27 protein-coding genes are annotated in these 25,476 nt (G+C 68.5%); 20 read left to right on the top strand and 7 right to left on the bottom strand.

Features of this window, described 5'->3' with window-relative positions; all coding sequences use genetic code 11:
• Positions 1-183 precede the first annotated feature (183 nt).
• The 4 genes from ileS to ndk are packed head-to-tail and all read left to right on the top strand — an operon-like array spanning position 184 to position 5,755.
• Positions 184-3,597: an isoleucine--tRNA ligase gene (ileS, locus tag IM776_RS09550; RefSeq protein ID WP_194419839.1), complete on the top strand. Its 3,414-nt coding sequence runs from the start codon at positions 184-186 to the stop codon at positions 3,595-3,597.
• Positions 3,590-4,942: a bifunctional folylpolyglutamate synthase/dihydrofolate synthase gene (locus tag IM776_RS09545; protein WP_194419838.1), complete on the top strand. Its 1,353-nt coding sequence runs from the start codon at positions 3,590-3,592 to the stop codon at positions 4,940-4,942. Before ileS ends, IM776_RS09545 begins: the two co-directional genes overlap by 8 nt.
• The gene (locus tag IM776_RS09540; RefSeq protein ID WP_194419837.1) at positions 4,939-5,337 is read left to right on the top strand and encodes a DUF4233 domain-containing protein; all 399 of its coding nucleotides are present in this window, start codon (positions 4,939-4,941) and stop codon (positions 5,335-5,337) included. The genes IM776_RS09545 and IM776_RS09540 overlap by 4 nt, the downstream gene beginning before the upstream one ends.
• Before the next feature lies 1 nt (position 5,338).
• A complete protein-coding gene (gene ndk / locus IM776_RS09535) occupies positions 5,339-5,755 on the top strand; it encodes a nucleoside-diphosphate kinase (RefSeq protein ID WP_194419836.1) in 417 nt (138 codons plus the stop codon).
• 169 nt (positions 5,756-5,924) lie between these two features.
• Here the strand turns inward: ndk and IM776_RS09530 are convergent, their stop codons facing one another.
• Complete coding sequence (locus IM776_RS09530; RefSeq protein WP_194419835.1) at positions 5,925-6,542, bottom strand: vitamin K epoxide reductase family protein; 618 nt, start codon at positions 6,540-6,542, stop codon at positions 5,925-5,927.
• A 280-nt stretch (positions 6,543-6,822) separates the two neighbouring features.
• Here IM776_RS09530 and IM776_RS09525 point away from each other — a divergent pair, with 280 nt between their 5' ends.
• Entirely contained in the window at positions 6,823-9,267 is a 2,445-nt protein-coding gene (locus IM776_RS09525; protein WP_228479701.1) for an Rne/Rng family ribonuclease, read from the top strand.
• On the opposite strand, the gene IM776_RS09520 is transcribed toward IM776_RS09525, so the two are convergent.
• Positions 9,229-9,498, bottom strand: a complete 270-nt coding sequence (locus tag IM776_RS09520; protein ID WP_194419834.1) for a DUF4031 domain-containing protein — start codon at positions 9,496-9,498, stop codon at positions 9,229-9,231. The two genes, IM776_RS09525 and IM776_RS09520, sit on opposite strands and share 39 nt — an antisense overlap.
• A gap of 216 nt (positions 9,499-9,714) precedes the next feature.
• Between IM776_RS09520 and rplU the strand changes: the two genes are divergently transcribed.
• The 12 genes from rplU to IM776_RS09460 all read left to right on the top strand — a co-directional run bounded on the left by rplU (position 9,715) and on the right by IM776_RS09460 (position 17,529).
• Positions 9,715-10,023, top strand: coding sequence for a 50S ribosomal protein L21 (rplU, locus tag IM776_RS09515; RefSeq protein ID WP_194419833.1), 309 nt, complete (start codon positions 9,715-9,717; stop codon positions 10,021-10,023).
• 18 nt (positions 10,024-10,041) lie between these two features.
• A complete protein-coding gene (gene rpmA / locus IM776_RS09510) occupies positions 10,042-10,299 on the top strand; it encodes a 50S ribosomal protein L27 (protein WP_147039363.1) in 258 nt (85 codons plus the stop codon).
• Positions 10,300-10,368: 69 nt separating this feature from the next.
• Positions 10,369-11,880: a GTPase ObgE gene (gene obgE / locus IM776_RS09505; protein ID WP_194419832.1), complete on the top strand. Its 1,512-nt coding sequence runs from the start codon at positions 10,369-10,371 to the stop codon at positions 11,878-11,880.
• Positions 11,877-12,665, top strand: a complete 789-nt coding sequence (gene proB, locus IM776_RS09500; protein ID WP_194419831.1) for a glutamate 5-kinase — start codon at positions 11,877-11,879, stop codon at positions 12,663-12,665. Before obgE ends, proB begins: the two co-directional genes overlap by 4 nt.
• Before the next feature lie 30 nt (positions 12,666-12,695).
• Complete coding sequence (locus IM776_RS09495) at positions 12,696-13,949, top strand: glutamate-5-semialdehyde dehydrogenase (protein ID WP_194419830.1); 1,254 nt, start codon at positions 12,696-12,698, stop codon at positions 13,947-13,949.
• A gap of 52 nt (positions 13,950-14,001) precedes the next feature.
• Entirely contained in the window at positions 14,002-14,226 is a 225-nt protein-coding gene (locus IM776_RS09490) for a hypothetical protein (RefSeq protein ID WP_144796506.1), read from the top strand.
• Positions 14,227-14,231: 5 nt separating this feature from the next.
• Positions 14,232-14,834, top strand: a complete 603-nt coding sequence (gene nadD, locus IM776_RS09485; protein ID WP_194419829.1) for a nicotinate-nucleotide adenylyltransferase — start codon at positions 14,232-14,234, stop codon at positions 14,832-14,834.
• Positions 14,831-15,892 carry a prolipoprotein diacylglyceryl transferase gene (locus IM776_RS09480; RefSeq protein ID WP_194419828.1) on the top strand — a complete coding sequence of 354 codons (1,062 nt, stop codon included), beginning with the start codon at positions 14,831-14,833 and terminating at the stop codon, positions 15,890-15,892. The genes nadD and IM776_RS09480 overlap by 4 nt, the downstream gene beginning before the upstream one ends.
• The gene (gene rsfS, locus IM776_RS09475; RefSeq protein ID WP_194419827.1) at positions 15,892-16,275 is read left to right on the top strand and encodes a ribosome silencing factor; all 384 of its coding nucleotides are present in this window, start codon (positions 15,892-15,894) and stop codon (positions 16,273-16,275) included. Before IM776_RS09480 ends, rsfS begins: the two co-directional genes overlap by 1 nt.
• 1 nt (position 16,276) lies before the next feature.
• Positions 16,277-16,966 carry an SDR family oxidoreductase gene (locus tag IM776_RS09470; RefSeq protein WP_194419826.1) on the top strand — a complete coding sequence of 230 codons (690 nt, stop codon included), beginning with the start codon at positions 16,277-16,279 and terminating at the stop codon, positions 16,964-16,966.
• A 97-nt stretch (positions 16,967-17,063) separates the two neighbouring features.
• Positions 17,064-17,237, top strand: coding sequence for a hypothetical protein (locus IM776_RS09465; protein WP_194422694.1), 174 nt, complete (start codon positions 17,064-17,066; stop codon positions 17,235-17,237).
• Complete coding sequence (locus tag IM776_RS09460) at positions 17,230-17,529, top strand: DUF2188 domain-containing protein (protein ID WP_194419825.1); 300 nt, start codon at positions 17,230-17,232, stop codon at positions 17,527-17,529. Before IM776_RS09465 ends, IM776_RS09460 begins: the two co-directional genes overlap by 8 nt.
• Before the next feature lie 34 nt (positions 17,530-17,563).
• Here IM776_RS09460 and IM776_RS09455 read toward each other — a convergent pair whose 3' ends face one another.
• Both IM776_RS09455 and IM776_RS09450 read right to left on the bottom strand, forming a co-directional pair.
• The gene (locus IM776_RS09455) at positions 17,564-18,247 is read right to left on the bottom strand and encodes a response regulator (protein ID WP_194419824.1); all 684 of its coding nucleotides are present in this window, start codon (positions 18,245-18,247) and stop codon (positions 17,564-17,566) included.
• Entirely contained in the window at positions 18,244-19,836 is a 1,593-nt protein-coding gene (locus IM776_RS09450; RefSeq protein WP_228479700.1) for an ATP-binding protein, read from the bottom strand. The genes IM776_RS09455 and IM776_RS09450 overlap by 4 nt, the downstream gene beginning before the upstream one ends.
• 156 nt (positions 19,837-19,992) lie before the next feature.
• Between IM776_RS09450 and IM776_RS09445 the strand changes: the two genes are divergently transcribed.
• From IM776_RS09445 to IM776_RS09435, 3 genes are read left to right on the top strand one after another with little or no spacing between them, the layout of a single operon-like run.
• Positions 19,993-21,021 (top strand): Bug family tripartite tricarboxylate transporter substrate binding protein, encoded by a 1,029-nt coding sequence (locus IM776_RS09445; protein WP_194419823.1) that lies wholly within the window; start codon positions 19,993-19,995, stop codon positions 21,019-21,021.
• Positions 21,018-21,563 carry a tripartite tricarboxylate transporter TctB family protein gene (locus IM776_RS09440; protein WP_194419822.1) on the top strand — a complete coding sequence of 182 codons (546 nt, stop codon included), beginning with the start codon at positions 21,018-21,020 and terminating at the stop codon, positions 21,561-21,563. The genes IM776_RS09445 and IM776_RS09440 overlap by 4 nt, the downstream gene beginning before the upstream one ends.
• Complete coding sequence (locus tag IM776_RS09435) at positions 21,556-23,133, top strand: tripartite tricarboxylate transporter permease (protein WP_194419821.1); 1,578 nt, start codon at positions 21,556-21,558, stop codon at positions 23,131-23,133. Before IM776_RS09440 ends, IM776_RS09435 begins: the two co-directional genes overlap by 8 nt.
• 4 nt (positions 23,134-23,137) lie before the next feature.
• On the opposite strand, the gene IM776_RS09430 is transcribed toward IM776_RS09435, so the two are convergent.
• The 3 genes from IM776_RS09430 to IM776_RS09425 form a co-directional block, all read right to left on the bottom strand.
• A complete protein-coding gene (locus IM776_RS09430; RefSeq protein WP_228479698.1) occupies positions 23,138-23,485 on the bottom strand; it encodes a cupin domain-containing protein in 348 nt (115 codons plus the stop codon).
• Positions 23,486-23,593: 108 nt separating this feature from the next.
• Positions 23,594-23,725 carry a putative transporter small subunit gene (locus tag IM776_RS15870; RefSeq protein WP_228479697.1) on the bottom strand — a complete coding sequence of 44 codons (132 nt, stop codon included), beginning with the start codon at positions 23,723-23,725 and terminating at the stop codon, positions 23,594-23,596.
• Complete coding sequence (locus IM776_RS09425; protein ID WP_194422584.1) at positions 23,725-25,401, bottom strand: sodium:solute symporter family protein; 1,677 nt, start codon at positions 25,399-25,401, stop codon at positions 23,725-23,727. The genes IM776_RS15870 and IM776_RS09425 overlap by 1 nt, the downstream gene beginning before the upstream one ends.
• Positions 25,402-25,476: the final 75 nt, after the last annotated feature.

The raw sequence follows: 25,476 nt of genomic DNA, 5'->3' as shown, positions 1-25,476 counted from the left end.
CGATCCGGCCATCACCGGGGAGCTCTCGGAAGAACAGCCGCAAGGCCCAGTAGAACCGAGCGGGGCAGGCCCGTCATCGCCGCAGTGAGAGTGGCAGCGCCGTGAGGCGCGGCACGCGAGGTGGTACCGCGGTCCCCGGATCGTCCTCGCAAGCAGCATCCACCCACGACACTGCGAGCACACATGACCTACCCCCGCACCTCATCCTTCGGCCCCGCCGCCGACGCTCCGGCGACCGTCGCAGCATCCCCGCGGTTCCCGCAGATCGAGCGCGAGATCCTCGAGTTCTGGAAGAGCGACGACACCTTCCGCGCATCGATCGCGCAGCGCCAGGGCGCGGACGAGTGGGTCTTCTACGACGGCCCTCCGTTCGCCAACGGACTTCCGCACTACGGCCACCTGCTCACCGGCTACGCCAAGGACCTGTTCCCGCGCTTCCAGACCATGCGCGGCAAGATGGTCGACCGTGTCTTCGGCTGGGACACGCACGGACTGCCCGCGGAGCTCGAGGCCATGAAGCAGCTCGGGATCACCGAGAAGAGCGAGATCGAAGACATGGGCATCGATGTCTTCAACGGCAAGGCCCGCGAATCCGTCCTCGCCTACACGGAGGAGTGGAAGGACTACGTCACCCGCCAGGCCCGCTGGGTCGACTTCGAGCGCGGCTACAAGACGCTCGACCTCGGCTACATGGAGAGCGTGCTCTGGGCCTTCAAGACCCTCTACGACAAGGGCCTCGCCTACGAGGGCTACCGCGTCCTGCCGTACTGCTGGCGCGACGAGACCCCGCTCAGCGCCCACGAGCTGCGCATGGACGACGACGTGTACCAGGACCGCCAGGACCCGTCCGTCACCGTCACCTTCCCGCTCGTCGGCGCCAAGGCCGAGTCCCTCGGGCTCACCGGCGTCAGAGCACTCGCCTGGACGACGACACCCTGGACGCTTCCGACGAACCTCGCGCTCGCCGTGGGTCCGGACATCGACTACGTCGTACTTCCCGCGGGTCCCGAAGGCGCCGCCGACGTGCATCAGAGCCGCGCGGCACCGGAGGCGGACCGCATCGCCGTCGAAGCGTCGGCTCATCGCTACCTGCTCGCCCGTGATCTCCTGGGCGGCTACGCCAAGGATCTCGGCTACGGCAGCGCAGAGGATGCTCTCGCCGCCGTGCATGCGACGCTCAAGGGTGAAGAGCTGAGGGACGTCGGCTACGACCGCCTGTTCGACTACTACGCCGACGCCGAGGTCTACGGCACGGAGAACGCCTGGCGGATCCTCGTCGACGACTACGTCACGACCACCGACGGCACCGGCATCGTCCACCAGGCTCCGGCCTATGGTGAGGACGACCAGCGCGTGGCCGGGGAGGCCGGCATCCCGACGATCCTCTCGCTCGACGATGGCGGGCGGTTCCTCCCGAGCGTCACGGATGTCGCAGGCGAGTTGTGGATGGATGCGAACTCCGCACTCGTGCGTCTCATCCGCGACAACGGCCGTCTCCTCCGGATGCAGAGCTACGTGCACTCCTACCCGCACTGCTGGCGCTGCCGGAACCCCCTGATCTACAAGGCCGTGTCGAGCTGGTTCATCCGCGTCACCGACATCAAGGACAAGATGCTCGCGAACAACGAGCAGATCACCTGGGTGCCCGAGAACGTCAAGGAGGGCCAGTTCGGCAAGTGGCTCGAAGGCGCTCGCGACTGGTCGATCAGCCGCAACCGGTACTGGGGCTCGCCCATCCCGATCTGGAAGAGCGACGACCCCGAGTACCCGCGGGTCGACGCCTACGGATCCCTCGAGGAGCTCGAGCGCGACTTCGGTGTTCTGCCATGCAACCCGCAGGGTGAGATCGACCTGCACCGCCCGTACATCGACGACCTGACGCGCCCGAACCCGGACGACCCGACCGGCAAGAGCACCATGCGCCGCATCGAGGACGTCTTCGACGTGTGGTTCGACTCCGGGTCCATGCCCTACGCCCAGGTGCACTACCCGTTCGAGAACCACGAATGGTTCGACTCGCACTCGCCGGCGGACTTCATCGTCGAGTACATCGGCCAGACCCGCGGCTGGTTCTACGTCATGCACGTGCTCTCCACGGCACTGTTCGACCGCCCGGCGTTCACGGGCGTCAGCTGCCACGGCATCGTGCTCGGCAGCGACGGCTACAAGATGTCGAAGTCGCTGCGCAACTACCCGGACGTCTCCGAGGTGCTCGAACGCGACGGCTCGGACGCCATGCGCTGGTTCCTCATGTCCAGTTCGGTGCTGCGCGGCGGCAACCTCGCCGTCACCGAGGAGGGCATCCGCGCCGGCGTCCGCGAGTTCCTGCTGCCGCTGTGGAGTTCGTGGTACTTCTTCGCGACCTACGCCAACGCCTCCGGCGACGGCTACCAGGCGACGTGGCGCACGGACTCCACGGACGTGCTCGACCGGTACATCCTGTCCCGCCTCGGTGAACTCGTGCGCGACGTGGCATCCGACCTCGAAGGACTCGACTCGACGACGGCATCCGCACGCCTGCGCGATTTCGCCGAGGTGCTGACGAACTGGTACATCCGCCGCTCGCGCGACCGCTTCTGGGTCGGCGCCGACTCATCCGCCGAGGGCGCGACCGACGCCTTCGACACGCTGTACACCGTTCTCGAGACGCTGACGCGGGTCGCCGCGCCCCTCGTGCCGCTCGTGAGCGAGCGCATCTGGCAGGGGCTCACGGGCGGACGCAGCGTGCACCTGACCGATTGGCCGGACGCCGATGCGTTCCCCGCAGCCGACGACATCCGCGAAGCGATGGATGCCGTGCGCGAGCTGTCCAGCGTCGGCAACGCCCTGCGCAAGAAGGAGAAGCTGCGCGTGCGCCTGCCGCTCGCACGTTTCACCGTCGTCTCGCCGGTGGCCGATCAGCTCGGGCAATTCGAGGACATCCTGCGTGATGAGCTCAACGTGAAGGCCGTCGAGCTCGTCCAACTCACCGACACGGCTGCCGCCGAGTACGGCATCAGCCACCGCCTCAGCGTCAACGCCCGCGCCGCGGGTCCGCGCCTGGGCAAGCAGGTGCAGCACGTCATCGCCGGCGCCAGGGCCGGTGTCTGGGAGGAGCAGAACGGCGTAGTGGTCGTCGACGGCATCGCGCTGGAGCCCCAGGAGTACGAGCTCGTGCTCGAGACGGCCGGGCGTCCTGAGGGCGAAGCGCTCGCTGTCGTGCCCGGTGGAGGATTCGTACTGCTCGACACGCAGACGACCCCGGAGCTCGAGGCCGAGGGAATGGCGCGCGACGCGATCCGCGTCGTCCAGGAAGCGCGCAAGAACGCAGGCCTCGACGTCAGTGACCGGATCGTGCTGGCGCTGAACGTCTCACCCGAGAACGCGGAGGCGCTGCAGGCGCACGCCGAGCTCATCGCGGGGGAGACCCTCGCTGTCGCGTTCGCCGTTCAGGCGACTGAGGAGATGGACGAGCTCGTCAAGAACGTCACCAGCCCCGGTGACGGCGTGTTCCGCAGCGGTGCGACAGCGCTCGGCTCGACCAAGGCTCCCATCATCGTGACGATCGACACCGACACGAGGAACGATCCCGAAGCAGGAGGAGCGACGAATGTCTGACCGCGACCGCGCCGACGCCGTCTACGAGGCACTGCTCGCCCGGGCAGGGGAGCGGTGGGTGCAGCCCCGCAAGGAGCGCACCGCCCGCATCCTCGAGCTGCTCGACGATCCGCAGAAGACGTACCGCGTGGTGCACATAACGGGCACGAACGGCAAGACCTCGACAGCCCGCATCATCGAGAGCCTGCTGCGCGCGCACGGCCTGCGCACAGGCATGTTCACGAGCCCGCACCTGGAGCGGTTCACCGAGCGCATCATGATCGACGGCGAACCCATCGCGGATGCCGCGATCGCCGACGCCTGGGACGAGATCGAGCCCTTCGCGCAGATCGTTGATGCCGAGCTGGAGGCCGCAGGCGACGCACCGCTGACGTTCTTCGAACTGCTCACGGTGCTTGCGTTCGTCGCTGCCTCCGACGCCCCTGTCGACGTGCTCGTACTCGAAGTGGGCATGGGCGGCTCCTGGGACTCCACGAACACCGCCGACGGCGACGTCGCCGTGTTCGCCCCGATCGCCCTCGACCACGCCGACCGCCTGGGCGACACGATCGCCAGGATCGCCGAGGTCAAGGCCGGCATCATCAAGGAGGGCGCGGCGGTCGTTTCGGCCCAGCAGCCCGCCGAGGCGGCCGAGGTGCTGCGCCGCGTCGCCGCCGAGAAGAACGCCACGATCGCGTTCGACGGCGAGGAGTTCGGGCTCACCGAGCAGAAGCTCGCCGTCGGCGGACAGCTGCTGACGATCCGTGGCCTCGCCGGGGCGTACGTCGAGGAGTACCTGCCTCTGTACGGCGCGCATCAGGGACACAACGCGGGCCTCGCCGTGGCCGCGGTGGAGTCGCTGATCGGCGCGGGCTCGCAGCGCATCGCCGAGGACATCATCACCGACGGGCTGCAGGGCGCGACCTCGCCCGGGCGCCTGCAGCTGCTCGGCATCGCGCCGACCGTGATCGTCGACGCCGCACACAATCCGCACGGCGCCGAGGCGCTCGCGCAATCGCTGGGCGACAGCTTCGACTTCGACGAGTGGGGCCTGGTGCTCGGCGTCCTCGCCGACAAGGACGCCGCCGGCATCATCGCCCGGCTCGCGCCCGCGGCAGCTCACGTGTTCACCACCGCACCGGAGTCCGATCGCGCCAGCGACGCGGATTCCCTCGCCGACCTGGTCGAGAACGCTGGGTATCGGGCGACCGTTCATCCTTCACTGGCCGATGCCGCCGACGCCGCGCGCGAATGGGCGGCGTCGTCCGACCGCCGCGCCGTCGTGATCGCAGGATCGGTCGTGCTCGCAGGCGAGGCCATCGCCCTCGCCGAGGACGAGGACTGGAAGTCGGGGTGGCGCGCATGAGGGCCCAGCGCACCCTGGTGCAGAAGCTCGCACCGATCGTGCTCGGATTCGAGGCGATCGTCGTGGTGCTGGTCGGCCTCACCATCTTCGGCCTGAAGACGCTTCCCGCCGGAATCCCGCAGTGGTGGGCGGTCGTCGGCGGCCTCGTCGTCGCCGTCGCGATGATCGCCCTCGCCGGAATGATCACCAAGCCCTGGGCCATCGCCGCCGGGTGGGTGCTGCAGGGGATCGTGGCACTGTCCGCGATCTTCGTCCCCGCCATCCTCCTCGTGGTGCTGGTTTTCGGAGGCATGTGGGCGTATGCGACGATCATGGGGGCCCGGTTGGATGCACGACGTCCCGCCGACGCGAATCAGAACACGTCCGAAACCGACACTCACACAGAGAGCGACTGACATGGCCACCGAAGAAACCCTCGTCCTCGTCAAGCCCGACGGCGTCGCCCGCGGCCTCACCGGCTCGATCCTGGCCCGCATCGAGGCCAAGGGCTATGCGCTCGTCGACATCCGCCTGGTCGAGCCCGACCGCGACCGTCTCGCCGCCCACTACGCCGAACACGAGGGCAAGCCGTTCTACGAGCCGCTGCTCGAGTTCATGATGTCCGGGCCGTCGGTGGCGATCCGGCTCGCCGGAAACCGCGTCATCGAAGGCTTCCGCTCGCTGGCGGGCACCACCGACCCGACCACGGCAGCCCCCGGCACGATCCGCGGCGACTTCGGCCGCGACTGGGGCCTCGCCGTGCAGCAGAACCTCGTTCACGGCTCGGACAGCCTCGAGTCCGCCGCCCGGGAACTGGGTATCTGGTTCTCCTGAGGCACAGGCTTCCACTTCGTCGCTGAGCGGCTGCGCTCAGCCCGTTTCGTCTGCGCTGCCTGCGGCCGCTCCGCTCAACGGCCCGCAGAGCATTGCGCTGGTCGTGGAGCTAGCGGAGCGAGACGAAACGGGTTGAGCGAGCCGCAGGCGAGTCGAGACCGGCCAGGATTCAGAACAGCATCCCGACGACCTCGCCGAGGAGGTCGAGGCCGCGCAGCTGCGCCAGCAGGACGATGACCGCATAAGCGACGATCGTCGCGAGCGGCACCCACGCCATGAGGCGACCCGCGCGCTCCTGCACCTTCTCCGACCTGCTGAAGGTGCCGTTGCGGAACAGATGCACGACGGTCGCGAAGAACGTCGGGATGGTCACGGCCCAGGTCAGCATGCACCACGGGCACAGAACGCCGAGGTTCGGCGCGTACAGGCTCTGGCCGATGAGCCAGCACACGAGGCCGAAGGCGAACAGGATGCCGGCGCCGAACGTCGCCCAGAACCAGCGGGGGAAGCGTGCGCCGGCGAGCACGGCTACGCCCACGACAATGGGCGCCATCCACCCCGTGAGCCCGATGATCGGATTCGGGAAGCCGAACACCTCGCCCTGCCAGGAACCCAGGTTCTTCCCACACTGGATCATCACGCTGACATTGCAGCTGAGGTCGGCATCCGGATTCGCGAGCTGGATGAACTTGTCGAGCGTCAGCTGGAACGCCGCCCACCAGCCGACGACGCCGGCGACGATCAGCCAGACGGCGTAGAACACGGGGCGGGTGCGCTGCTCGCTCATATCGGGATTATCTCAGCGTCCGCTATGGATGGGGCGTGAGGCGAGCCGGCCAAAACAGAACGATGGGCCCCGGATGCCGCGAACTGGCCGACATGGTGCGATAATGGCGTGTGATGCACCGTGCGGCGCCGCCGTTCTACGCATCGACGCAGACTTCGGGGTCCAATGCCCCTCGCGATCAGAGCCATGAGCCGGTCGCAAACCGAGTGAGTTCGCGGCACCCGCGGGTGCCGCACGAGATTTCGCGGCACCCAGTGCCCGCGCAGGGAGTACGCCAGAGATGGCCGATGAGACGAATGACAACAACGCCCCTACCCTCGACGAGAACGAAGCGACTCCGGTAACACCGGACGCTCCGGAAGTCGCGGACACGCAGTCGGATTCCTCGACTGGCGCCGAGACCGAGTCGGCCGAGGCCGAGTCGCCCGCCGAGCCCGAGGCTGCGCAGGCCGAGGTGCCCGCGGAGTCCGAAGGGGCGGACGAGCCCGCCGACGCCGAGCCGGCCGCTGAGGCTGAGACCGCAGCCGTCGCCGCTCCGGCCGCCGACGTCGAGCCTGTCGAAGCGTCTGCCGCCGCCGACGAGCCCACTGACAGGCCGTCGACGGAGTCGAAGGCCGAGAAGAAGCCGGCGAAGCCGGCCGAACCAGAGCCGCTGACCGCCGTTTCGCTCGGCCTGATCCCCGAGGTGTTCGTCTCGCGGGTCTCCACGCAGCTGCATTTCTACGCGCCGGAGATCATGCCGCTCCCTGCCCGTCCGGGCCGGGAGCGCGACAGCTCGCGCGACATCGATCAGGATGACGCGCCCTCCGGTCGCCGCGGACGCCGCCGTCGCGGCGGCAGTGGCGACGGAGACGAGCAGCGGGACGAGCCGCGGCAGCGTCAGCGCGCCGTCGAGTACATCACCGAGCCGAAGGCGATCAAGGGCTCGACGCGCCTCGAGGCCAAGAAGCAGCGCCGTCGCGACGGCCGTGACGCCGGTCGCCGCCGCCCCGTCGTGACCGAGGCGGAGTTCCTCGCCCGTCGCGAGTCCGTCGACCGCAAGATGGTCGTCCGCTCCAAGAACGGGCGCACGCAGATCGGCGTCCTCGAGGACGCTGTGCTCGTCGAGCACTACGTGGCCCGCAACCAGGACGCATCGCTCATCGGCAACGTCTACCTCGGGCGCGTGCAGAACGTGCTGCCGAGCATGGAGGCCGCGTTCGTCGATATCGGCCGAGGCCGCAATGCCGTGCTGTACTCCGGCGAAGTGGACTGGGATGGCGTCGAGACCGGCAACCAGCCCCGCCGAATCGAGCTCGCGCTCAAGCCCGGCGACCGCGTGCTCGTCCAGGTCACGAAGGACCCGGTCGGCCACAAGGGCGCGCGCCTCACCAGCCAGATCTCCCTCCCCGGCCGCTACCTCGTGTACGTGCCCGGCGGATCGATGAACGGCATCAGCCGCAAGCTGCCCGACAACGAGCGCGCGCGTCTGAAGCGCATCCTCAAGGAGGTGCTGCCCGAGTCCAGCGGCGTGATCGTCCGCACGGCCGCCGAGGGCGCCACCGAGGATCAGCTGACCCGCGATGTGCAGCGCCTCACCTCGCAGTGGGAGCACATTCAGAAGCAGGTCGAGAACCAGCAGGCGCCCGCGCTGCTGCACGCCGAGCCCGACCTGCTGGTCAAGATCGTCCGTGACGTCTTCAACGAGGACTTCACGAAAATGCTCATCCAGGGCGAGGAGTCCCAGCGAACGATCCGCGCCTACCTCGAGAGCGTCGCCCCCGACCTGCTCGAGCGCGTCGAATCCTACGAGGACGAGGTCGACCCGTTCGACGCGTTCCGCATCACCGAGCAGATCGAGAAGGCGCTCGACCGCAAGGTCTGGCTGCCCTCCGGCGGATCGCTCGTGATCGACCGCACCGAGGCCATGACGGTCGTCGACGTCAACACCGGCAAGTTCGTCGGCTCCGGCGGAAACCTCGAGGAGACCGTCACGAAGAACAACCTCGAGGCGGCGGAGGAGATCGTCCGTCAGCTGCGGCTGCGCGACATCGGCGGCATCATCGTCGTCGACTTCATCGACATGGTTCTCGAGTCCAACCGCGACCTCGTGCTGCGGCGCCTCGTGGAGTGCCTGAGCCGCGACCGCACCAAGCACCAGGTCGCGGAGGTCACCTCGCTCGGGCTCGTCCAGATGACCCGCAAGAAGCTGGGCCTCGGGCTGCTGGAGACCTTCAGCGAGGCCTGTGAGGTCTGCGCCGGACGCGGTGTCATCGTGCACCACGACCCTGTCGTCAAACACCGCTCGAACACCGGCGGAGGGCAGTCGGCAGGCCGTCGCCAGCGCGGCGGGAACGGCCAGCAGAACCAGAACGCGCAGCAGAGCAGTTCCGTCGCGCACGGCATCCCCGAGGGGGCGAAGTCCGCACTCGCGCAGATCGCGGCATCCACGCTCGCGCCGAGCGTCGAGCCGATCATCGACGTGGCCCCTGCCGCGGAGCCTGAGCAGCCTCCCGCCCAGGAGCGCCCCAAGAAGCCGCGCCGCAAGCGCGGCTCGGACCGCAGCAGCGCACCCAAGACCGAGGCGGAGCAGCTGCTCGACTCGGTGCTGGACGCGCTTCCGGAGCCCAAGGCCCCCGGTCAGGGACGCAACCGCCGTCGCGTGACGACCGCGGCGCTCACCGGCACCCCGGTGACCGTGACGTCGTCAACCGCGCCGCTCGCGAGCGGTGACACGGAGTCCTGAGGCGATCAGCCGCCGAACCAGCTCCTTGCCTCCGACGTGCTCAGCGCCGGCGGCGAGGAGCCGGGGGAGCGCCTCCTCGGGGACGTCGTAGTGGTCGCGATCGAAGGATCGCGGCGGAACCTGGTTGGCGCGCGCGAAGGCGTGCAGCTCGTCCAGACTGCTGTCACTGACCAGATGGGCCCACAGCCGTCCGTGCGCGGGCCAGATGGGGTCATCGATCAGTACGCTCACTCGGAGATCCTACGACCGGGGCGACACGGGTCGCCCTCGCTTTGCGAGAGTGTCCCCGATCCGGTAAAGTAGTCCCTTGGTGCGTGAGCTGAGTCGTCCCCACAGGGCGACGCGCTGCAGCCTTGTGCTCGCACCCGTCGGACCTGCGACGAACGCAGGCACAGTCTTCCCGTGAGATTTCCGGAGCTTCCCGCTCCCCAACGAAACAGGTATCAAGTGGTTTACGCAGTAGTGCGCGCCGGTGGACGGCAGGAGAAGGTCGAGGTCGGCACGATCGTTCAGCTCGATCGTGTTCAGGCGGCCCAGGGCGAGAAGATCGAGCTGCCCGCAGTGCTCCTCGTCGACGGCGCCACGGTGACCACCGACGCCGACAAGCTGGCCAAGGTCAAGGTGACCGCCGAGGTCATCGGCAACCTCCGCGGCCCGAAGATCATCATCCAGAAGTACAAGAACAAGACCGGCTACAAGAAGCGTCAGGGCCACCGCCAGGAGCTCACGCGCGTCAAGATCACCGGCATCAAGTAAGCAGAAGAGGCTCAGGACATGGCACACAAAAAGGGCGCAAGCTCCACCCGTAACGGTCGTGACTCCAACGCCCAGCGACTTGGCGTGAAGCGCTTCGGCGGTCAGCAGGTCAGCGCAGGCGAGATCATCGTCCGTCAGCGCGGCACCCACTTCCACCCCGGCGTGAACGTCGGCCGCGGTGGCGACGACACGCTGTTCGCTCTCGAAGCGGGCGCGGTCGAGTTCGGCGCGAAGGGCGGCCGCAAGGTCGTCAACATCGTCGCCGCTGCGCAGTAATCGCAGCACAAGACATCCGGTTCGGGGCGGGCTTCGGCTCGCCCCGTCCGCGTATCCAGGGAGTTCCACATGGTCACGTTCGTCGACACGGTGACGCTGCATCTGCGCGCCGGCAAGGGCGGCAACGGCTGTGTCTCGGTGCACCGCGAGAAGTTCAAGCCGCTCGGCGGGCCTGACGGCGGCAACGGCGGTGACGGCGGCGACATCGTCCTCGTCGCCGACACGCAGACCGGCACCCTGCTCTCGTACCACCACTCGCCGCACCGATCCTCCGGCAACGGCGGATTCGGCATGGGAGATCATCGCTCCGGCTACGAGGGCGAGACGCTCGAGCTTCCCGTACCGGTCGGCACGGTCGTCAAGAGCACCGACGGCGACGTCCTGATCGACATGGTCACTCCGGGCGACAGGTTCGTCGTCGCCCAAGGCGGACGAGGCGGCCTCGGCAACGCGGCCCTCGCCAGCCCCAAGCGCAAGGCTCCCGGTTTCGCTCTGCTGGGCACCCCCGGTTTCGAGGGCGATATCGTCCTCGAGCTCAAGACCGTCGCAGACGTCGCCCTGGTCGGCTATCCGTCCGCGGGGAAGTCCAGCCTGATCGCGGCGATCTCGGCAGCCCGTCCGAAGATCGCCGACTACCCGTTCACCACGCTGCACCCGAATCTCGGCGTCGTGCAGGCCGGCGACGCCCGCTACACGGTCGCCGATGTGCCCGGCCTGATCGAGGGCGCCAGTGAGGGGCGCGGCCTCGGGCTGGAGTTCCTGCGCCACGTGGAGCGGTGCTCCGCGCTCCTGCACGTGCTCGACTGCGCCACGCTCGAGCCCGATCGCGACCCGATCTCCGACCTCGACGTCATCCTCGCCGAACTCGCCGCCTACGAGGTGCCGGAGGGGCAGACGCCCCTGCTGGAGCGTCCGCAGCTCGTCGCCCTGAACAAGATCGACGTCCCCGAGGCGCGCGACCTCGCCGACCTGGTCCGCCCGGAGCTCGAGGCGCGCGGCTTCCGCGTGTTCGACATCTCCACGGTCTCGCACGAGGGACTCCGCCCGCTCACTTTCGCGCTCGGTGAGATCGTCGAGAAGCACCGCGCCGAGACCGCCGTCGAGGCGCCCGCGGAGCGCGTCGTCATCCGCCCCAGGGGAGCCGAGAAGCCGTTCACGATCCGTGTCGAGGGCGGCTCGTACGGCACGTACTACCGCATCCTCGGCGAGAAGCCGGTGCGCTGGGTGCAGCAGACCGACTTCCAGAACGAAGAGGCCGTCGGCTACCTCGCCGACCGTCTCGAGCGCCTCGGCGTCGAGGATGAGCTGTTCCGCGTCGGGGCGACACCGGGTGCGACCGTGGTCATCGGCGAGGGCGAGGGACTCATCTTCGACTGGGAGCCGTCCATGCGATCGGCTGCCGAGCTCGCGACCGCGCCGCGCGGCACCGACCCGCGTCTCGCGCCGAACTCGCGCAGGACGACAGGCGAGCGCCGCGAGCAGTACTACGAGCGGATGGATGCCAGGGCAGCCTTCCGTGCCGAGCAGGACGAGAAACGCCGTGCAACGGCGGGGCAGGACTTCGACGGGGACGACGCGTGACGGCGCGGACCCGTGCCGACCTGGCCGGCGCCGCCCGTATCGTCGTGAAGGTCGGCTCGTCGTCGATCAGCGGCGAGTCCTCGTGGCGGATCCCGATGATCGTTCACGCCCTTTCGAGCGCGCACGCGCGCGGATGCGAGATCGTCCTGGTCTCCTCGGGTGCGATCGCCACCGGCATCCCGTTCCTCGACCTGGATGCCAGGCCCACCGACCTCGCGACACAGCAGGCTGCCGCCGCAGTGGGGCAGAACGTGCTCGTCTACCGGTATCAGGAGGCGCTGCGGCCGTTCCGGATCGTCGCGGGACAGGTGCTGCTCACCACAGGTGACCTTGAGAACCCGACCTCGCGCAGCAACGCGCGCCGCGCGATGGAGCGCCTGCTCGGGCTGCGCATCCTGCCGATCGTGAACGAGAACGACACCGTCGCCACGCAGGAGATCCGCTTCGGAGACAACGACCGCCTCGCGGCCCTGGTCGCCCAGCTGATACAGGCCGACGGCCTGGTGCTGCTCAGCGACGTCGACTGCCTGTACACGAAGCCGCCGACGGATCCGACGGCCGAGCCGATCGACGTTATCAAGGCCGACGCCGATCTCGCCGGTCTCGAGTTCGGCGCGACGGTCGTCAACAGCGTCGGCACGGGTGGAGCGGCCACGAAGGCGTCCGCTGCGCGCCTTGCCGCGGCATCCGGGATCGGAGCGCTCGTGACGAGTGCGGATCTGGTGGACCGGGCGCTGAAGGGCGAGGAGATCGGCACCTGGTTCGAACCGGTCGTCACCGCGTAACAGGGCAGGCGCATCTCGTAAGCTGAGCGGATGACCACCGAATCTCCGCAGGACCGGCTCGCGCGCGCCAAGGAGGCGTCGAGAGTCACTGCTCGCCTGACCAGCGACGAGAAGGGTCGCGCACTCGAAGGCATTGCCGAGGCGCTCGAGCAGAACGCGGTCGCGATCATCGCCGCGAACGCCCGCGACATCGAGAACGGTCGTCAGAACGGCATCGGGGATGCTCTGATCGACCGGCTTCGGCTGGACGACAAGCGCGTCTCCGCGCTGGCATCCGCAGTCCGGGAGATCGCCGCGCTGCCTGACCCGGTCGGGCAGGTCGTCGGTGGGCACCGGATGCCGAACGGAGTGAACCTCGAGCAGGTGCGCGTGCCCTTCGGCGTCGTCGGAGCCATCTACGAGGCGCGTCCGAACGTCACGATCGACATCGCGGCGCTCGCGCTGCGCTCCGGCAACGCGAGCGTGCTGCGCGGCGGCAGCGCGGCCCGCGAATCGAACACGGTGCTCGTGCAGATCATGCGGGACGCGCTCGAGATCGCCGGCATCACGCCGGAGGCGGTGCAGACCGTGGACGACTTCGGGCGCGATGGCGCCAAGGCGCTCATGCACGGCCGCGGGTTCATCGACGTCCTGGTGCCCCGTGGCAGCGCCGCACTCATCGAGACCGTCGTCACCGAATCGACCGTCCCCGTCATCGAGACCGGCGCGGGCAACGTGCACATCGTGCTCGACGAGTCCGCCCCGGACGACTGGGCGCGTGACATCGTGGTCAACGCGAAGGTGCAGCGACCGAGCGTCTGCAACGCCGTGGAGACCGTGCTGGTCCTCCGCCAGGCGGCACCGCGGCTGGTTCCGCTGGTGGCCAGCGCCCTGCAGAGCGAGGGGGTGGCGGTGCACGGTGACGACATGGTCGTGGGCCTGATGAGCAACGTCATCCCCGCGACCGAGGAGGACTGGGCTACCGAGTACCTCAGCCTCGACATCGCGATGAAGGTCGTCGACACGCTCGATGACGCGCTCACGCACATCCGCAAGTACAGCACCGGCCACACCGAGTCGATCGTGACGACCGATTCCCGCAACGCCGAGCGGTTCCTGGCCGAGGTCGATTCCGCCGTCGTCATGGCCAATGCGTCCACGCGCTTCACGGACGGCAGTGAGTTCGGCTTCGGCGCCGAAGTCGGCATCTCGACGCAGAAGCTCCACGCCCGAGGCCCGATGGGGCTTTCGGAGCTGACCAGTACGAAGTGGCTGGCGCGTGGGTCGGGTCAGATACGCGGCTGAGCGATAGGATGGGTTCGCGTCTACTCGCACCCGGTCACGAAACGGAGTCAGGATGAACCTCGTCGCACAGATTGCGATGGCAGCCGCTGAAACAGAGCACCACGGAAACGTCGCGCTGGAGACACTCATCTTCGGGCTGATCGCCGCAGCTCTGTTCGCAGTGCTGGGACTCGTCACGTTCTCGTACCGTCACGTCGCCAACCGTCACTCCGCCAAGGCTGAAGCCTGGGCGCAGAAGCACGGTGCCGACGGCCATGGGGCGGGGCACGGCCACTAAGGCGTATGGAGACGACGGCCACGCGTGCCCCCCGGATCGGAGTGATGGGCGGGACGTTCGATCCGATCCACCACGGGCACCTGGTCGCGGCGAGCGAGGTCGCGCATTCCTTCGACCTCGATGAGGTCGTGTTCGTCCCGACCGGCCACCCCTGGCAGAAGCCGAACGTCACGCCGAGCGAGCATCGCTATCTGATGACGGTGGTCGCCACGGCATCCAACCCGCAGTTCACCGTGAGTCGCGTCGACATCGACCGCGAAGGTCCCACCTACACCATCGACACGCTGCGTGATCTGAAGGAGCAGCGTCCGGATGCCGAGCTGTTCTTCATCAGCGGTGCGGACGCCGTGGCGCAAATTCTCAGTTGGAGGGACCATGATGAACTGTGGGAGCTGGCCCACTTCGTCGCGGTCTCCCGTCCAGGACACGTTCTGAGCACGGATGGCCTCCCGAGCGACAACGTCAGCCAGCTCGAGGTGCCGGCCCTGTCGATCTCGTCGACGGCATGCCGTGAGCGTGTGAGCGACGATCAGCCGGTCTGGTACCTCGTTCCCGACGGAGTCGTTCAGTACATCGCGAAGCATCATCTGTATCGGAGCAAGGCATGAGCACATCGGATCAGCAGGGCAACCAGCCGCTGACCCGCAAGCAGCTGCGGGAGATCCGCCTCACCGGCGCCACGCCGGTCATCGGAGAGGAAGAAGCCGCAGCCGCTGCGAAAGCGGCAGCCGAGCAGCCCCCGGCCGCGCCACTGCCGCGCGCCGCCGAGCCTGCAGACGTACCGCCCGCGCCTGCAGACGTCGATGACGCCTCCGCCCCGTTGACGCGTCGCCAGGCCCGCGCACAGGAGCGCATCCGCACGGCATCCGTTCCGCTGGTCGAACCGGTCGAGTCGGCCGATGCGGAGCAGGAGGAGAACGGCGAGCGTTCCGACGACGTGGTCTCCGGCGTGCCGGTCTTCGCACCGGTTCCCGCAGAGGCGCCGGCCGAGGACGCCTCGGAAGCTCCGGAGGCGCCGGAGGATGAGACCTCCGACGCCGCGACGACGGATGCCGACGACGCCGCGGCGCCGACCGAGGACGAGTTCCCATTCGACGCCGAACCTGAGAACGATTCCGTCGAGGACCTGGACGAACTCCCGGTCGCGGAACCGGTGCCCGCCGGTGAGCGCCCTGTCGTCAGCCCGAGTTTCGGACGTCAGCTCCTCGGCGAGCGGTCCGAGGTCCCGGAGTTCACGCCCTCGTTCGACGAACTGATCACGACGGACTCCGGCGGCTCGCACCGTGCGCCGAACACGCTCATCTTCACGCACCCGGGAGAAGGATCGCTGTCCGGGCCCGTCGCCTCGACCGGTGAGGTGCTCATCACCGGCAGCTACGATCTGCCGCGGGGCATGGGGTCGCAGGGCCACGCGCACGGGACGACCGACGGCAAGGACATCGACTCCGTCCTCATCGACGGCGAGCTGCCGCCGGCATCCTCGCCCACGCCGATCGCGGCCAGCTCCGCGGTCAGCACCATCAAGCCTGCCGGCGAGGTCATCCGACCACCGGCGCCCGACAAGGGCAACAAGCTCATGCTGACCTTGGCGATCACGGCGGGCGGGCTCGCTCTGCTCGTCGCCGCGGCGCTCATCGTCGCATTTACAACGAATGTGCTGGGATGATGCAATCACCTGAGAATGCCGAGGCGATGCTCAAGATCGCCGCCGATGCCGCCGCTTCCAAGGGCGGTGAGGATCTCGTCGCGCTGAACGTCTCGGAGCCGCTGCCGCTGGTCGACATCTTCCTGCTCGTCACCGGCAACAGCGAGCGCAACGTCGCCGCGATCGCCGACGAGGTCGAGGATCGGATGATCGAAGCCGGTCACAAGCGCGTGCGCCGTGAGGGCCGCACGGAAGCCCGCTGGGTGCTGCTGGACTTCGGCGACCTGATCGTGCACGTCTTCCACGGTGAGGAGCGGGTCTACTACGGGCTCGAGCGCCTCTGGAAGGACTGCCCGGTCATCCCGATCGAGCTGAGCGAGGCCGCGACGGAGTCGTCTTCCTGAGATGACCGTGCACCTGATCACCGGTGCGGGTGCCGGCATCGGCGCCGCGGTGGCGCGTCGCCTCCATGAGCGCGGGGATGAGCTCGTGCTGCTGGCCCGTGACGCCGGACGCGCGCGTGAGATCGCGGCGCGGTTCCCGGGTGCCTCGACGCTGGTCGGAGATCTGGCGCAGCCAGGCCGGCTCTCGTGGGCCTTCTCGAAGCAGCATCTTCCGGATCGCATCGACACGCTCGTGCACATCGCCGGCGTCGTGGACCTCGGCCCGGTAGGCGATCTTCCGCTGGCACTGTGGGAGCGGCAGTTGGCCGTCAACCTGCTCGCACCCGCCGAGCTCACCAGACTCGTGCTGCCGATGCTGCGGGTCTCCCGCGGGCAGGTGCTGTTCGTGAACTCCGGAGCGGGGCTGCGCGCCAACGCGGAATGGGCGGCGTATGCGGCCTCCAAGCACGGTCTGAAGGCCCTCGCAGACGCGTTGCGCGCGGAGGAGGCCGAGAACGGCATCCGCGTGACGTCGATCTTCCCCGGACGAACGGCGACGGCGATGCAGGAGCGCGTCCATCGGCAGGAGGGCGCCGAATACGATCCGGATCTCTTCATCGACCCGGAATCCGTGGCGACGACCATCCTCACGTCGCTCGATCTGCCGCGCGACGCGCAGATCACCGATCTGTCGCTGCGCCCGGGCGTCTGACGCCTCGGTTTACCTCTTCGGCGGAACACGCGCAAGGCCCTCGAAGGGCTGCGAGCTGCGACCTACCGTGGGAGCAGTCGACAGAGGAGGCTGAACCATGGATGAGATGGACGAGCACCGTCCGCACGAGACACCCGGCGTGGACGGCGGACACCCCTCGCAGGCCGAGGGCGAGGATCCGGCGCGCGCAGAACAGCACCCCGACCCGGCGCTCGACGGGCATCCCTCACAGGCAGAAGGCGAAGACACGACGGAGGAAGCCGATGACTGACGGTGATGTGTTCACACGTTCGAAGAACGGCCAGTGGATCAACCATGTCGAAGGGGAACCGGAGAACTCCCTGAGCTTCAGCAGCCGCGAGGAGGCCGTGATCGCCGGGGCGAGCTTCGCCTCGGAGCGCGGTACGCGGCACACCGTCGAGGAGTCTGAGCCGACCGGCGGCATCGGCGATGGCGGCGATGAGGACGACGCCCCAGCGGTCGTGGGAGAGAAGGAGGCGGACAGCCCGCTTCCGGACACGACCGACGAGAACGGGATGCCGCTGGACAATCCGTCCGGCTGATCAGGCCGTCCGGCTGATCAGGCCGTCCGGCTGATCAGGCGCGCAGCCGGTAGCGCAACTCCGGCCTGCCGACGCCGCCGTACGTGGGAGTGCTCGCGGCGAGGCCTGATTCCACGAGCCGCTCAAGGTAGCGTCGCGCGCTGACCCTGGACATCCCCAGTGTCTCGGCGAGTTCGCTCGCGGAGACGGGTTGCCCCTGGCGCTCCATGGTCTCGGCGACACGCTGCAGCGTGACTCGGGACACGCCCTTGCGCTGCCCGGCGAGGGCGATCGCATCCCGCCGCATCACGGCATCGACGGTCACCTGATCCAGCTCGCCGGTGTCGTCCAGTTCGGCGTCGCGTGCAAGAGCGCGGCGGACATCGTCCAGTCGCTCGTGCAGCGTCTGCATAGGGAACGGCTTGACGACATAGTGATGCACGCCGTGCGCGCGGGCGCGGCGGACGGTCTCGAGATCGCGTGCGGCCGTGACGGCGATCACCTCGACGTGACCGCCGCCCGCCCGCAGCCTGCGGAGTACGTCGATGCCGGACATGTCGGGCAGGTACACGTCCAGCAGCATGACATCGGGCTGCAGCTCGCTCAGGGCGCGCAGGGCTTCGGCGCCCGTCGGCGCGACGCCCACGACCTCGTAGTGCGGATGCCGTTCCACGAAGCCCCTGGTGACGTGCGCGACGGCGAAGTCGTCCTCGACGATCAGGGTCCGCAGCCGCTTCACATCGGCACCCCGGCATGCTCCGTGGCGGGCAGTCGTACGGAGAAGCGCGCGCCGCCGGTCGTCGCGGGGGAGAGCTCCACTGCTCCGCCGCGCCGTTCGACGATCCGCGCCACCAGGGTGAGTCCGTACCCGCGCTGGCGGTCGTCGCTCTTGGTCGAGTAGCCGAGGCGGAAGACGTCGCCGCGATGCTCGATCGGCACCCCGGGACCGTCGTCCTCCACCCGGATGACCGTGCCACCGCCGGCATCCCGTTCGATCGCCAGGCTGACGTGCCCGCCGCGGCCGGCGGCATCCAGGGCGTTGTCGATCAGGTTGGCGACCACCGTGCTCAGATCGCCGTCCGCAGGTCCGGATGGCAGACGGCTGGCATCCGAGACGGCGAGGTCGACGCCGAGCTCGCGGGCGCGTGCGCGCTTGGCCAGGAGGATCGCGGCGAGCTCGATGTCCTGCACGCCGTCCGGCGCATCGAGGTGACTCAGCGCACCCCCGTCGCCCGCACGCTCGATGACGCGGCTGGCGGCATCGAACTCGCCGAGCTCGATCAGCCCGCCGATCGTGTGCAGGGTGTTCGAGAACTCGTGCTGCTGTGCGCGCAGGCCCTCCGCGAGGCTCTGCGCGCCGGCGAGGTCGCGCAGAGCCTGATCCAGCTCGGTGCGGTCCATCAGCGTGACGACGGTGCCCACGCGCCGCTCCTGCACGCGCACCGCGGCGGCTCGCGCGACCAGCACGCGCTCTCCGGAGAGCACCAGGCGCTGCGGAGTGGAGTCGTCGGCGTTCGAATCCGCGATGAGCGCGGCCAGATCGTCGAGCAGCTCGGATGCCGGCCGGCCGATCGCCTCAGCCGGCGAACCGAGGCCCAGCAGGCGCGCCGCCGAGTCGTTGCACAGCGAGACGTCGCCGCGCTCGTCGAGAGCGAGCATGCCTTCGCGGATGCCATGCAGCGTAGCCTCGCGCGTCTCGAGGAGCCCGCGGATCTCGTCGGGCTCCAAGCCGTAGATCCGGCGACGCACGATGCGCGCGACGCCGGTCGCGGCGACGACGCCGACCACGGTCGCCGCTCCCAGCGCGAGCAGGAAGCCGGTGATGTCTCCGAAGAAGTCCTCGCGCAGGTCGGATTCCAGGATGCCGACCGAGACCTGTCCCATCACTTCGCCGTCGGCGTCGAAGACCGGCACCTTCACGCGCCACGATTCGCCGAGCGTGCCGGTCTGAGTGCCGACGTACATGGCGCCGGACAGCGCGACGCTCGGGTCGGTGGAGACGCGCTCGCCGATGCGATCAGGGTTCGGATGCGAGAACCGGATGCCCTCGTCATCCGTCACGACGACGTAGGCGACGTTCGAGGAGTCGCGGATGAGCTCGGCGATGGGCTGGATGACCGCTGCAGGATCAGCGTCGTCGTACGCCTCGACGATCGTGGGCAGCTGCGCGACCGACTGCGCGACAGCGATCATGCGCTCCTGCGACGCCTCGCGGATCTGCCGCTCCTGCATGAGCATGGCGGCGAGACCGACGGTGAGCACGATGGCGAGCACGATGAACACCTGCAGCAGCACGAGCTGCGTGCGGAGCGTCATCGCCTTCACCACCTCCCCATGCTATTCGAGCGGCCGCTCGGCACCGGTGGGTACGAAACGACCAAAACCTCTGGTGCTGAACACAACCTGAGGCCGGCCCTGCGCGCGTCATAGGCTCGCCGAACCCGCACCCGGCATCGACGCCGGAGAGGACTCGAGGAGGAGTTCATGACACAGCACATCCGCATTCGCACCCGCCTGGCCGCAGTGGCCGTTCTCGGCGTCGCGGCCGTGACCCTGGCCGCGTGCACCGGATCATCTCCCGGCGGCAGCGCGGACGGCGGTGGCGGCGAGGTCACGATCGACAGCGCCGCGGTGATCGCCCCTGCCGATCCCGGCGGCGGGTGGGACCAGACCGCTCGCGCCTTCGCACAGACCCTGAGCGATGAGTCGCTCGTGTCGTCCGCGCCCGTCACGAACATCGGCGGTGCCGGCGGCACCGTCGGGCTCGCATCGCTCGCGACCGAGACCGACCCCAACACCCTCATGATCACCGGCAGTGTGATGGTCGGGGCCGTCGAGACCAATGCCTCGGACGTGCGCATCGAGGAGATGACGCCGATCGCGAAGCTGACAGAGGAACCCCTCGTCGTCGTGGTGCCGAAGGACAGCCCGTACGACACCATCGAGGACTTCGTCGACGCCTGGGCCGAGGACGGCGCCGGGATGGCGGTCACAGGCGGATCAGCCGGCGGTATCGACCACATCCTCGCCGCTCAGCTGCTGATCGGCGCCGGGGTGGACGCCGCAGAGGTCCCCGACACGCTCAACTACATCGCCAACTCCGGTGGCGGCGAAGCGCTCACGCTGCTGCTGGGCGGTCAGGTGCAGGCCGGGATCTCCGGCGTCGGCGAGTTCGCGCAGCAGGTGGAGGCCGGGGAGCTCAAGGCTCTCGCCGTCTCCTCCGAGGAGCCCGCCGAGCTGCTTCCCGACGTCCCGACGCTGACCGATGAGGGCATCGACCTCGTCGTCACGAACTGGCGCGGGCTCATCGCTCCCGGTGGCATCTCCGACGACGAGAAGACGGAGCTCGAGGATCTCGTCACCTCGGCGCACGACAGCGAGTCGTGGGCAGGCATCCTCGAGACGAACGGATGGACCGACGCGTTCCTGACCGGCGAGGAGTTCGCCGGCTTCCTGGAGGGCGACATCGCCACCACGCAGGAGACGCTGAAGACGATCGGACTCATCGAATGACGGATTCCGTCATTCCCGGGGCGTCGGCTGCAGCCGGCGCCCCGCGGTCGCGCAAACTCGGCGAGCTCGCGTTCATCGGCGTGATCCTGGTGTTCTCCGTCGTCGCGCTGGTGATGACCGGGTTCATCCGCGAGCCGATGGGATCGTCGAACGTGCTCGGCGCGCGCGTGGTCCCGTACGCCGTGACCGGGCTGATGCTGCTGTCGTCCCTCGCGGCGTTCATCGCGGTCCTCCGCGGCGACGTCGGCGCGCCTGACGAGGGCGAGGATGTCGACACCGAGGCGCGCACGTCGTGGAAGACCGTCGTGCTGCTCGCCCTGGCGTTCGCCTCGCTCATGGTCACCATCCCGGTCGCCGGCTGGCCGGTGGCGGTCGTCGTGCTGTTCACCGGCGCGTCGCTCGCTCTGGGCGCTGCGAGCTGGTGGCGGACCGTGGTCATCGGCATCGGCCTCGGTGTTCTCACGCAGTTGCTGTTCGGCACTCTGCTCGGGCTCTCCCTGCCGCCGTTCGGCTCGATCCTCCCGGGGGTGTTCGGTGGATAGCCTGCAACTTCTCATGGACGGCTTCGCGACGGCGCTGCAGCCGCAGTATCTGCTGTTCGCGTTCGTCGGGGTGCTGCTGGGCACCGCCGTCGGCGTGCTCCCCGGCATCGGTCCGGCGATGACGGTGGCACTGCTGCTGCCGTTGACGTACACGCTCGACGTCACCAGCGCGATCATCATGTTCGCCGGCATCTACTACGGAGGCATGTACGGCGGGTCCACGACATCGATCCTGCTGAACACGCCGGGGGAGTCGGCCTCGATCGTCACGGCGCTGGAGGGCAACAAGATGGCGCGCATGGGGCGCGCCACGTCCGCTCTCGCCACAGCGGCGATCGGGTCGTTCATCGCCGGCACCATCGCGACAGGGCTGCTCACGCTGTTCGCGCCGTTCATCGCCGACTTCGCGGTCACGCTGGGGCCGGGCGACTACTTCGCCCTGATGATCGTCGCGTTCCTCACCGTCGGCGCCCTGCTCGGCTCGAGCCCGATCCGGGGCATCGTGTCGCTGGCGATCGGCCTGTTCCTGGGGCTCGTCGGCACCGACACCCTCACCGGCCAGGCGCGCTTCACCTTCAGCATCCCGAACCTCGGCGACGGCATCGACGTCGTGATCGTCGCCGTCGGACTGTTCGCGGTCGGCGAGGCGCTCTACGTGGGCTCGCGCTTGCGCAGCGGCGCGCTGCCGATCATCCCGGTGTCCGGCAGCTGGCGCTCATGGATGAAGAAGAGCGACTGGAAGCGCTCGTGGAAGCCGTGGCTGCGCGGCACCGCGATCGGGTTCCCGATCGGGTCGATCCCGGCCGGCGGCGCTGACGTCGCGACGTTCCTGTCGTACGCGACCGAGAAGCGCCTCGCGAAGGATCCGTACCGCAAGCAGTTCGGCAAAGGGGCCATCGAGGGCGTCGCAGGTCCCGAGGCGGCCAACAACGCCGCAGCGGCCGGCGTGCTCGTGCCGCTGCTGACCCTGGGACTGCCGACGACGGCGACCGCCGCGATCATCATCTCGGCGTTCCAGACCTACGGCATCCGCCCCGGGCCCCTGCTGTTCGACAGCCAGCCGGCACTGGTGTGGGCGCTGATCGCGAGCCTGTACCTCGGCAACGTCGTGCTCATCATCCTCAACCTGCCGCTTGTGGGCATGTGGGCGAAGGTGCTGCAGATCCCGCGGCCGTATCTGTACTCCGGCATCCTGGTCTTCGCCGGGCTCGGCGCGTACGCGGCGAACTTCACTGTGTTCGATATCGGCGTGCTGCTGCTGCTCGGGATCATCGGGTTCTTCATGCGCAGGCACGGCTACCCGGTGTCCCCGATGGTCGTCGGCGCCATCCTCGGCCCGATGGCGGAGGAGCAGCTGCGCAAGGCCATGGCGATCAGCCAGGGAGACCCGCTGTACCTCGTGCAGAGCCCCGTGTCGATCGTGATCTACTCGGTCATGATCGTGATCATCATCCTCGGCGTCTGGCTCAAGCGCCGTCAGGCGCGGTTCGAAGCCGCGCTGGCCGACGTCGACACCGCGACGATCCGCACGGTGGACGAGGAGATCGCCGATCAGTTGCGCGAGCGCTGAGGCCTCACACGGAGCGGCGCACCGTCAGCAGGAAGAAGCTGTCTTCCCGCGCGAGGACGCTGTGCCGCTCCGGGGGGACGGGCATGATGTCGCCGGCGCTGAGCTCCCAGGAACGACCCTGGCCGGTCAGCCGCAGGTGACCGCTGAGCACCTGCACGATCGCCTCGGGCGGGCTGTCGTGCTCGAGGAGCTCGGCTTCGTCGAGCAGGGCGATGGCGGTCTGCCGAAGCACCGCCTCGTGTCCGCCGTGCAGCGTCTCCGCCGCCCGGCGGGAGCTCGACTGGCGCGCCTGTTCGAGCAGCGTCTCCTCGAGCTCGGTGAGGTTCGTGTGCGTCAGCGGGGATCCGGTCATGACCTGCTCCTTTCGGCGAGCGACATCTCTGCCATCCTCGCATCGAACGCGCCGAACGCAAGGTGGCGGCAGCCGGAATGAACCGGCCGCCGCCACCCGCGCGGGCCGTCAGATGATCTGGCGGCCCTCCTTCTTGGCCTGGCGGGCGTCCTTCACGAACGCTCGGATGATCACGGCGAGGGCGCCGATGACGATCACGGGCCAGATGAGCACATAGAGGGTCAGCATGAGCGGGTCCATCACTGCTCCTTTCCGGTGGACGTTGTGGCGTTGTAGTCGGCGTCGGCGCCCTGCACGACACTCTCCGCTTCGCCGATGATCTCTGTCTCGGCGGTGTCGAAGTCGCCGGTGCGGTGCCGGATTACCGAGAAGTCGAACCGCTTGTCCTTGTTCAGCATCGTGATCGCGGCGCAGACGACCGTGCTGACCGCGTAGGCCACCAGTGACCCTGACAGCACCGGGTAGGTGTGCAGGAAACCGATCGCGAACGGTGCGGATGCCACGGTCGCGACGGCGCCGACGATGACGGCGACGCGCAGGCCGAAGAAGCCGAACGACATCAGCCCGAGCACGACGCCGATGCCGATCACCGAAAGCACGTCACTGGCGATCCCGAGACCGCCGGACAGGTCGACCCACTCGAAGCGCACCGGCAGGAACGCTGCGAGGGCGGCGACGACGGCGACGCTGAAGGCCACGTTGGTGACGCGGTTCCAGTAGAAGCTCGCGATCACCGGGAACACCAGAGCGCCCCACATCGCCCCGACGAACACCAGCAGGTCGAGGATGTTGAACTGCATCGACGCGAACCCGAGTGCGGCGGCTGTCGCGCCGACCATGGTCAGACGCCCCACCAGCAGCATCGTCTTCGGATTGGCGTTCTTCTTGCCGGCGATGTTCTGACCGTAGATGTCGGCCATCATGATCGACGACAGTGCCGTCATGTCGGCATCGGCCGTCGACGACAGCGAGCCGATGATCATGACGAAGAAGACGCAGATCAGGATCGGGCTGAGGTAGGTCGCCGCCATCTGCGGGATGAGATTGTTGACATCGCCGCCCATCGGCTCGATGCCCGCGTACAGGGCGATGACGCCCAGCATCCCCACACCGATGATGGTCGCGCCGTAGCCGACCGTCGCGGTGATGAACGTCTTCTTGATCAGGTCCTCGCGGACAGCGAACAGACGCTGTGCGATGGTCTGGTTGCCGATCGCGTACGCGAGCACGGCCGCGATGTACGGCGCGCCCTGGTTGAAGAACGCGTCAGAGGAGAAGAAGTCGCCCTGCTGCGGGGTGAGGTTCTTCGCGCCCTCAACGAACAGGTCGGGGCCGCCGGCGGCGAAGAAGATCACCGGGATGATGATCGCCACCGCGCCGAGCATGGCCAGCACCTGGGCGAAGTCGGTCAGCACCGAGGCGCGGAACCCCGACCACAGGGTGTACGCGAGCACACCGACGGCGATCGCGACGATGCCCTGCGTGAACGTGAACGGCGACAGCATCGAGATCAGCGCACCACCGGCGATGAGGTTCGAGGTCAGACTGATGAGGCTGCCGAGCACGTTGGATCCGGCGAGCATGAGCTGGCTGGAGCGTCCGTGCCGGGCGAACATCACCTCGGCGATCGTGTGCGCCTTGGGCGCGACCTTGCGGATGCGGCGCCCGAACGGGTAGATGAGCAGGATCATCAGCGCGCCCCAGAGTCCGTAGTGGATGGGGCCGGAGATGCCGTACGTGTAGCCGGACGTCGCGGAGGCGTACATCGAGGATGCCCAGATCCAGGTGGCGGTCATGGATGCTGCGGAGATGCCGAAGCCGATCTTGCCGCCGGCGGTCATGTAGCCGTCGGCGTTCTCCTTCTTGCGGGAGATGCGGATCGACATGTACAGGCTGCCGCCGAAGAACAGCAGCATGAGCAGGACCGTCACAGGTCCTGAGAGTGTTTGGAGGTCGCCCACCGGATTGTTCTCACTTTCTCGTCTTGATGC

Source organism: Microbacterium abyssi, assembly GCF_015277895.1.
In the GTDB taxonomy this organism is placed as follows: Bacteria; Actinomycetota; Actinomycetes; order Actinomycetales; family Microbacteriaceae; genus Microbacterium; species Microbacterium abyssi.
Note: the sequence above shows the minus strand (reverse complement) of the source record. Positions and strands in the feature narration are given on the sequence as shown.

Excerpts from the sequence above, each read along its gene's own strand:
- IM776_RS09470 (WP_194419826.1), top strand. The coding sequence starts at position 16,277 with ATGACCGTGCACCTGATCACCGGTGCGGGTGCCGGCATCGGCGCCGCG.
- IM776_RS09545 (WP_194419838.1), top strand. The coding sequence starts at position 3,590 with ATGTCTGACCGCGACCGCGCCGACGCCGTCTACGAGGCACTGCTCGCC.
- IM776_RS09465 (WP_194422694.1), top strand. The coding sequence starts at position 17,064 with ATGGATGAGATGGACGAGCACCGTCCGCACGAGACACCCGGCGTGGAC.
- ndk (WP_194419836.1), top strand. The coding sequence starts at position 5,339 with ATGGCCACCGAAGAAACCCTCGTCCTCGTCAAGCCCGACGGCGTCGCC.
- rsfS (WP_194419827.1), top strand. The coding sequence starts at position 15,892 with ATGCAATCACCTGAGAATGCCGAGGCGATGCTCAAGATCGCCGCCGAT.
- IM776_RS09430 (WP_228479698.1), bottom strand. The coding sequence starts at position 23,485 with ATGACCGGATCCCCGCTGACGCACACGAACCTCACCGAGCTCGAGGAG.
- nadD (WP_194419829.1), top strand. The coding sequence starts at position 14,232 with ATGGAGACGACGGCCACGCGTGCCCCCCGGATCGGAGTGATGGGCGGG.
- ileS (WP_194419839.1), top strand. The coding sequence starts at position 184 with ATGACCTACCCCCGCACCTCATCCTTCGGCCCCGCCGCCGACGCTCCG.
- IM776_RS09530 (WP_194419835.1), bottom strand. The coding sequence starts at position 6,542 with ATGAGCGAGCAGCGCACCCGCCCCGTGTTCTACGCCGTCTGGCTGATC.
- IM776_RS09495 (WP_194419830.1), top strand. The coding sequence starts at position 12,696 with ATGACCACCGAATCTCCGCAGGACCGGCTCGCGCGCGCCAAGGAGGCG.
- IM776_RS09440 (WP_194419822.1), top strand. The coding sequence starts at position 21,018 with ATGACGGATTCCGTCATTCCCGGGGCGTCGGCTGCAGCCGGCGCCCCG.
- IM776_RS09490 (WP_144796506.1), top strand. The coding sequence starts at position 14,002 with ATGAACCTCGTCGCACAGATTGCGATGGCAGCCGCTGAAACAGAGCAC.
- IM776_RS15870 (WP_228479697.1), bottom strand. The coding sequence starts at position 23,725 with ATGGACCCGCTCATGCTGACCCTCTATGTGCTCATCTGGCCCGTGATC.
- IM776_RS09425 (WP_194422584.1), bottom strand. The coding sequence starts at position 25,401 with ATGCTGCTGTTCTTCGGCGGCAGCCTGTACATGTCGATCCGCATCTCC.
- IM776_RS09445 (WP_194419823.1), top strand. The coding sequence starts at position 19,993 with ATGACACAGCACATCCGCATTCGCACCCGCCTGGCCGCAGTGGCCGTT.
- rpmA (WP_147039363.1), top strand. The coding sequence starts at position 10,042 with ATGGCACACAAAAAGGGCGCAAGCTCCACCCGTAACGGTCGTGACTCC.
- IM776_RS09480 (WP_194419828.1), top strand. The coding sequence starts at position 14,831 with ATGAGCACATCGGATCAGCAGGGCAACCAGCCGCTGACCCGCAAGCAG.
- obgE (WP_194419832.1), top strand. The coding sequence starts at position 10,369 with ATGGTCACGTTCGTCGACACGGTGACGCTGCATCTGCGCGCCGGCAAG.
- IM776_RS09540 (WP_194419837.1), top strand. The coding sequence starts at position 4,939 with ATGAGGGCCCAGCGCACCCTGGTGCAGAAGCTCGCACCGATCGTGCTC.
- IM776_RS09460 (WP_194419825.1), top strand. The coding sequence starts at position 17,230 with ATGACTGACGGTGATGTGTTCACACGTTCGAAGAACGGCCAGTGGATC.
- IM776_RS09525 (WP_228479701.1), top strand. The coding sequence starts at position 6,823 with ATGGCCGATGAGACGAATGACAACAACGCCCCTACCCTCGACGAGAAC.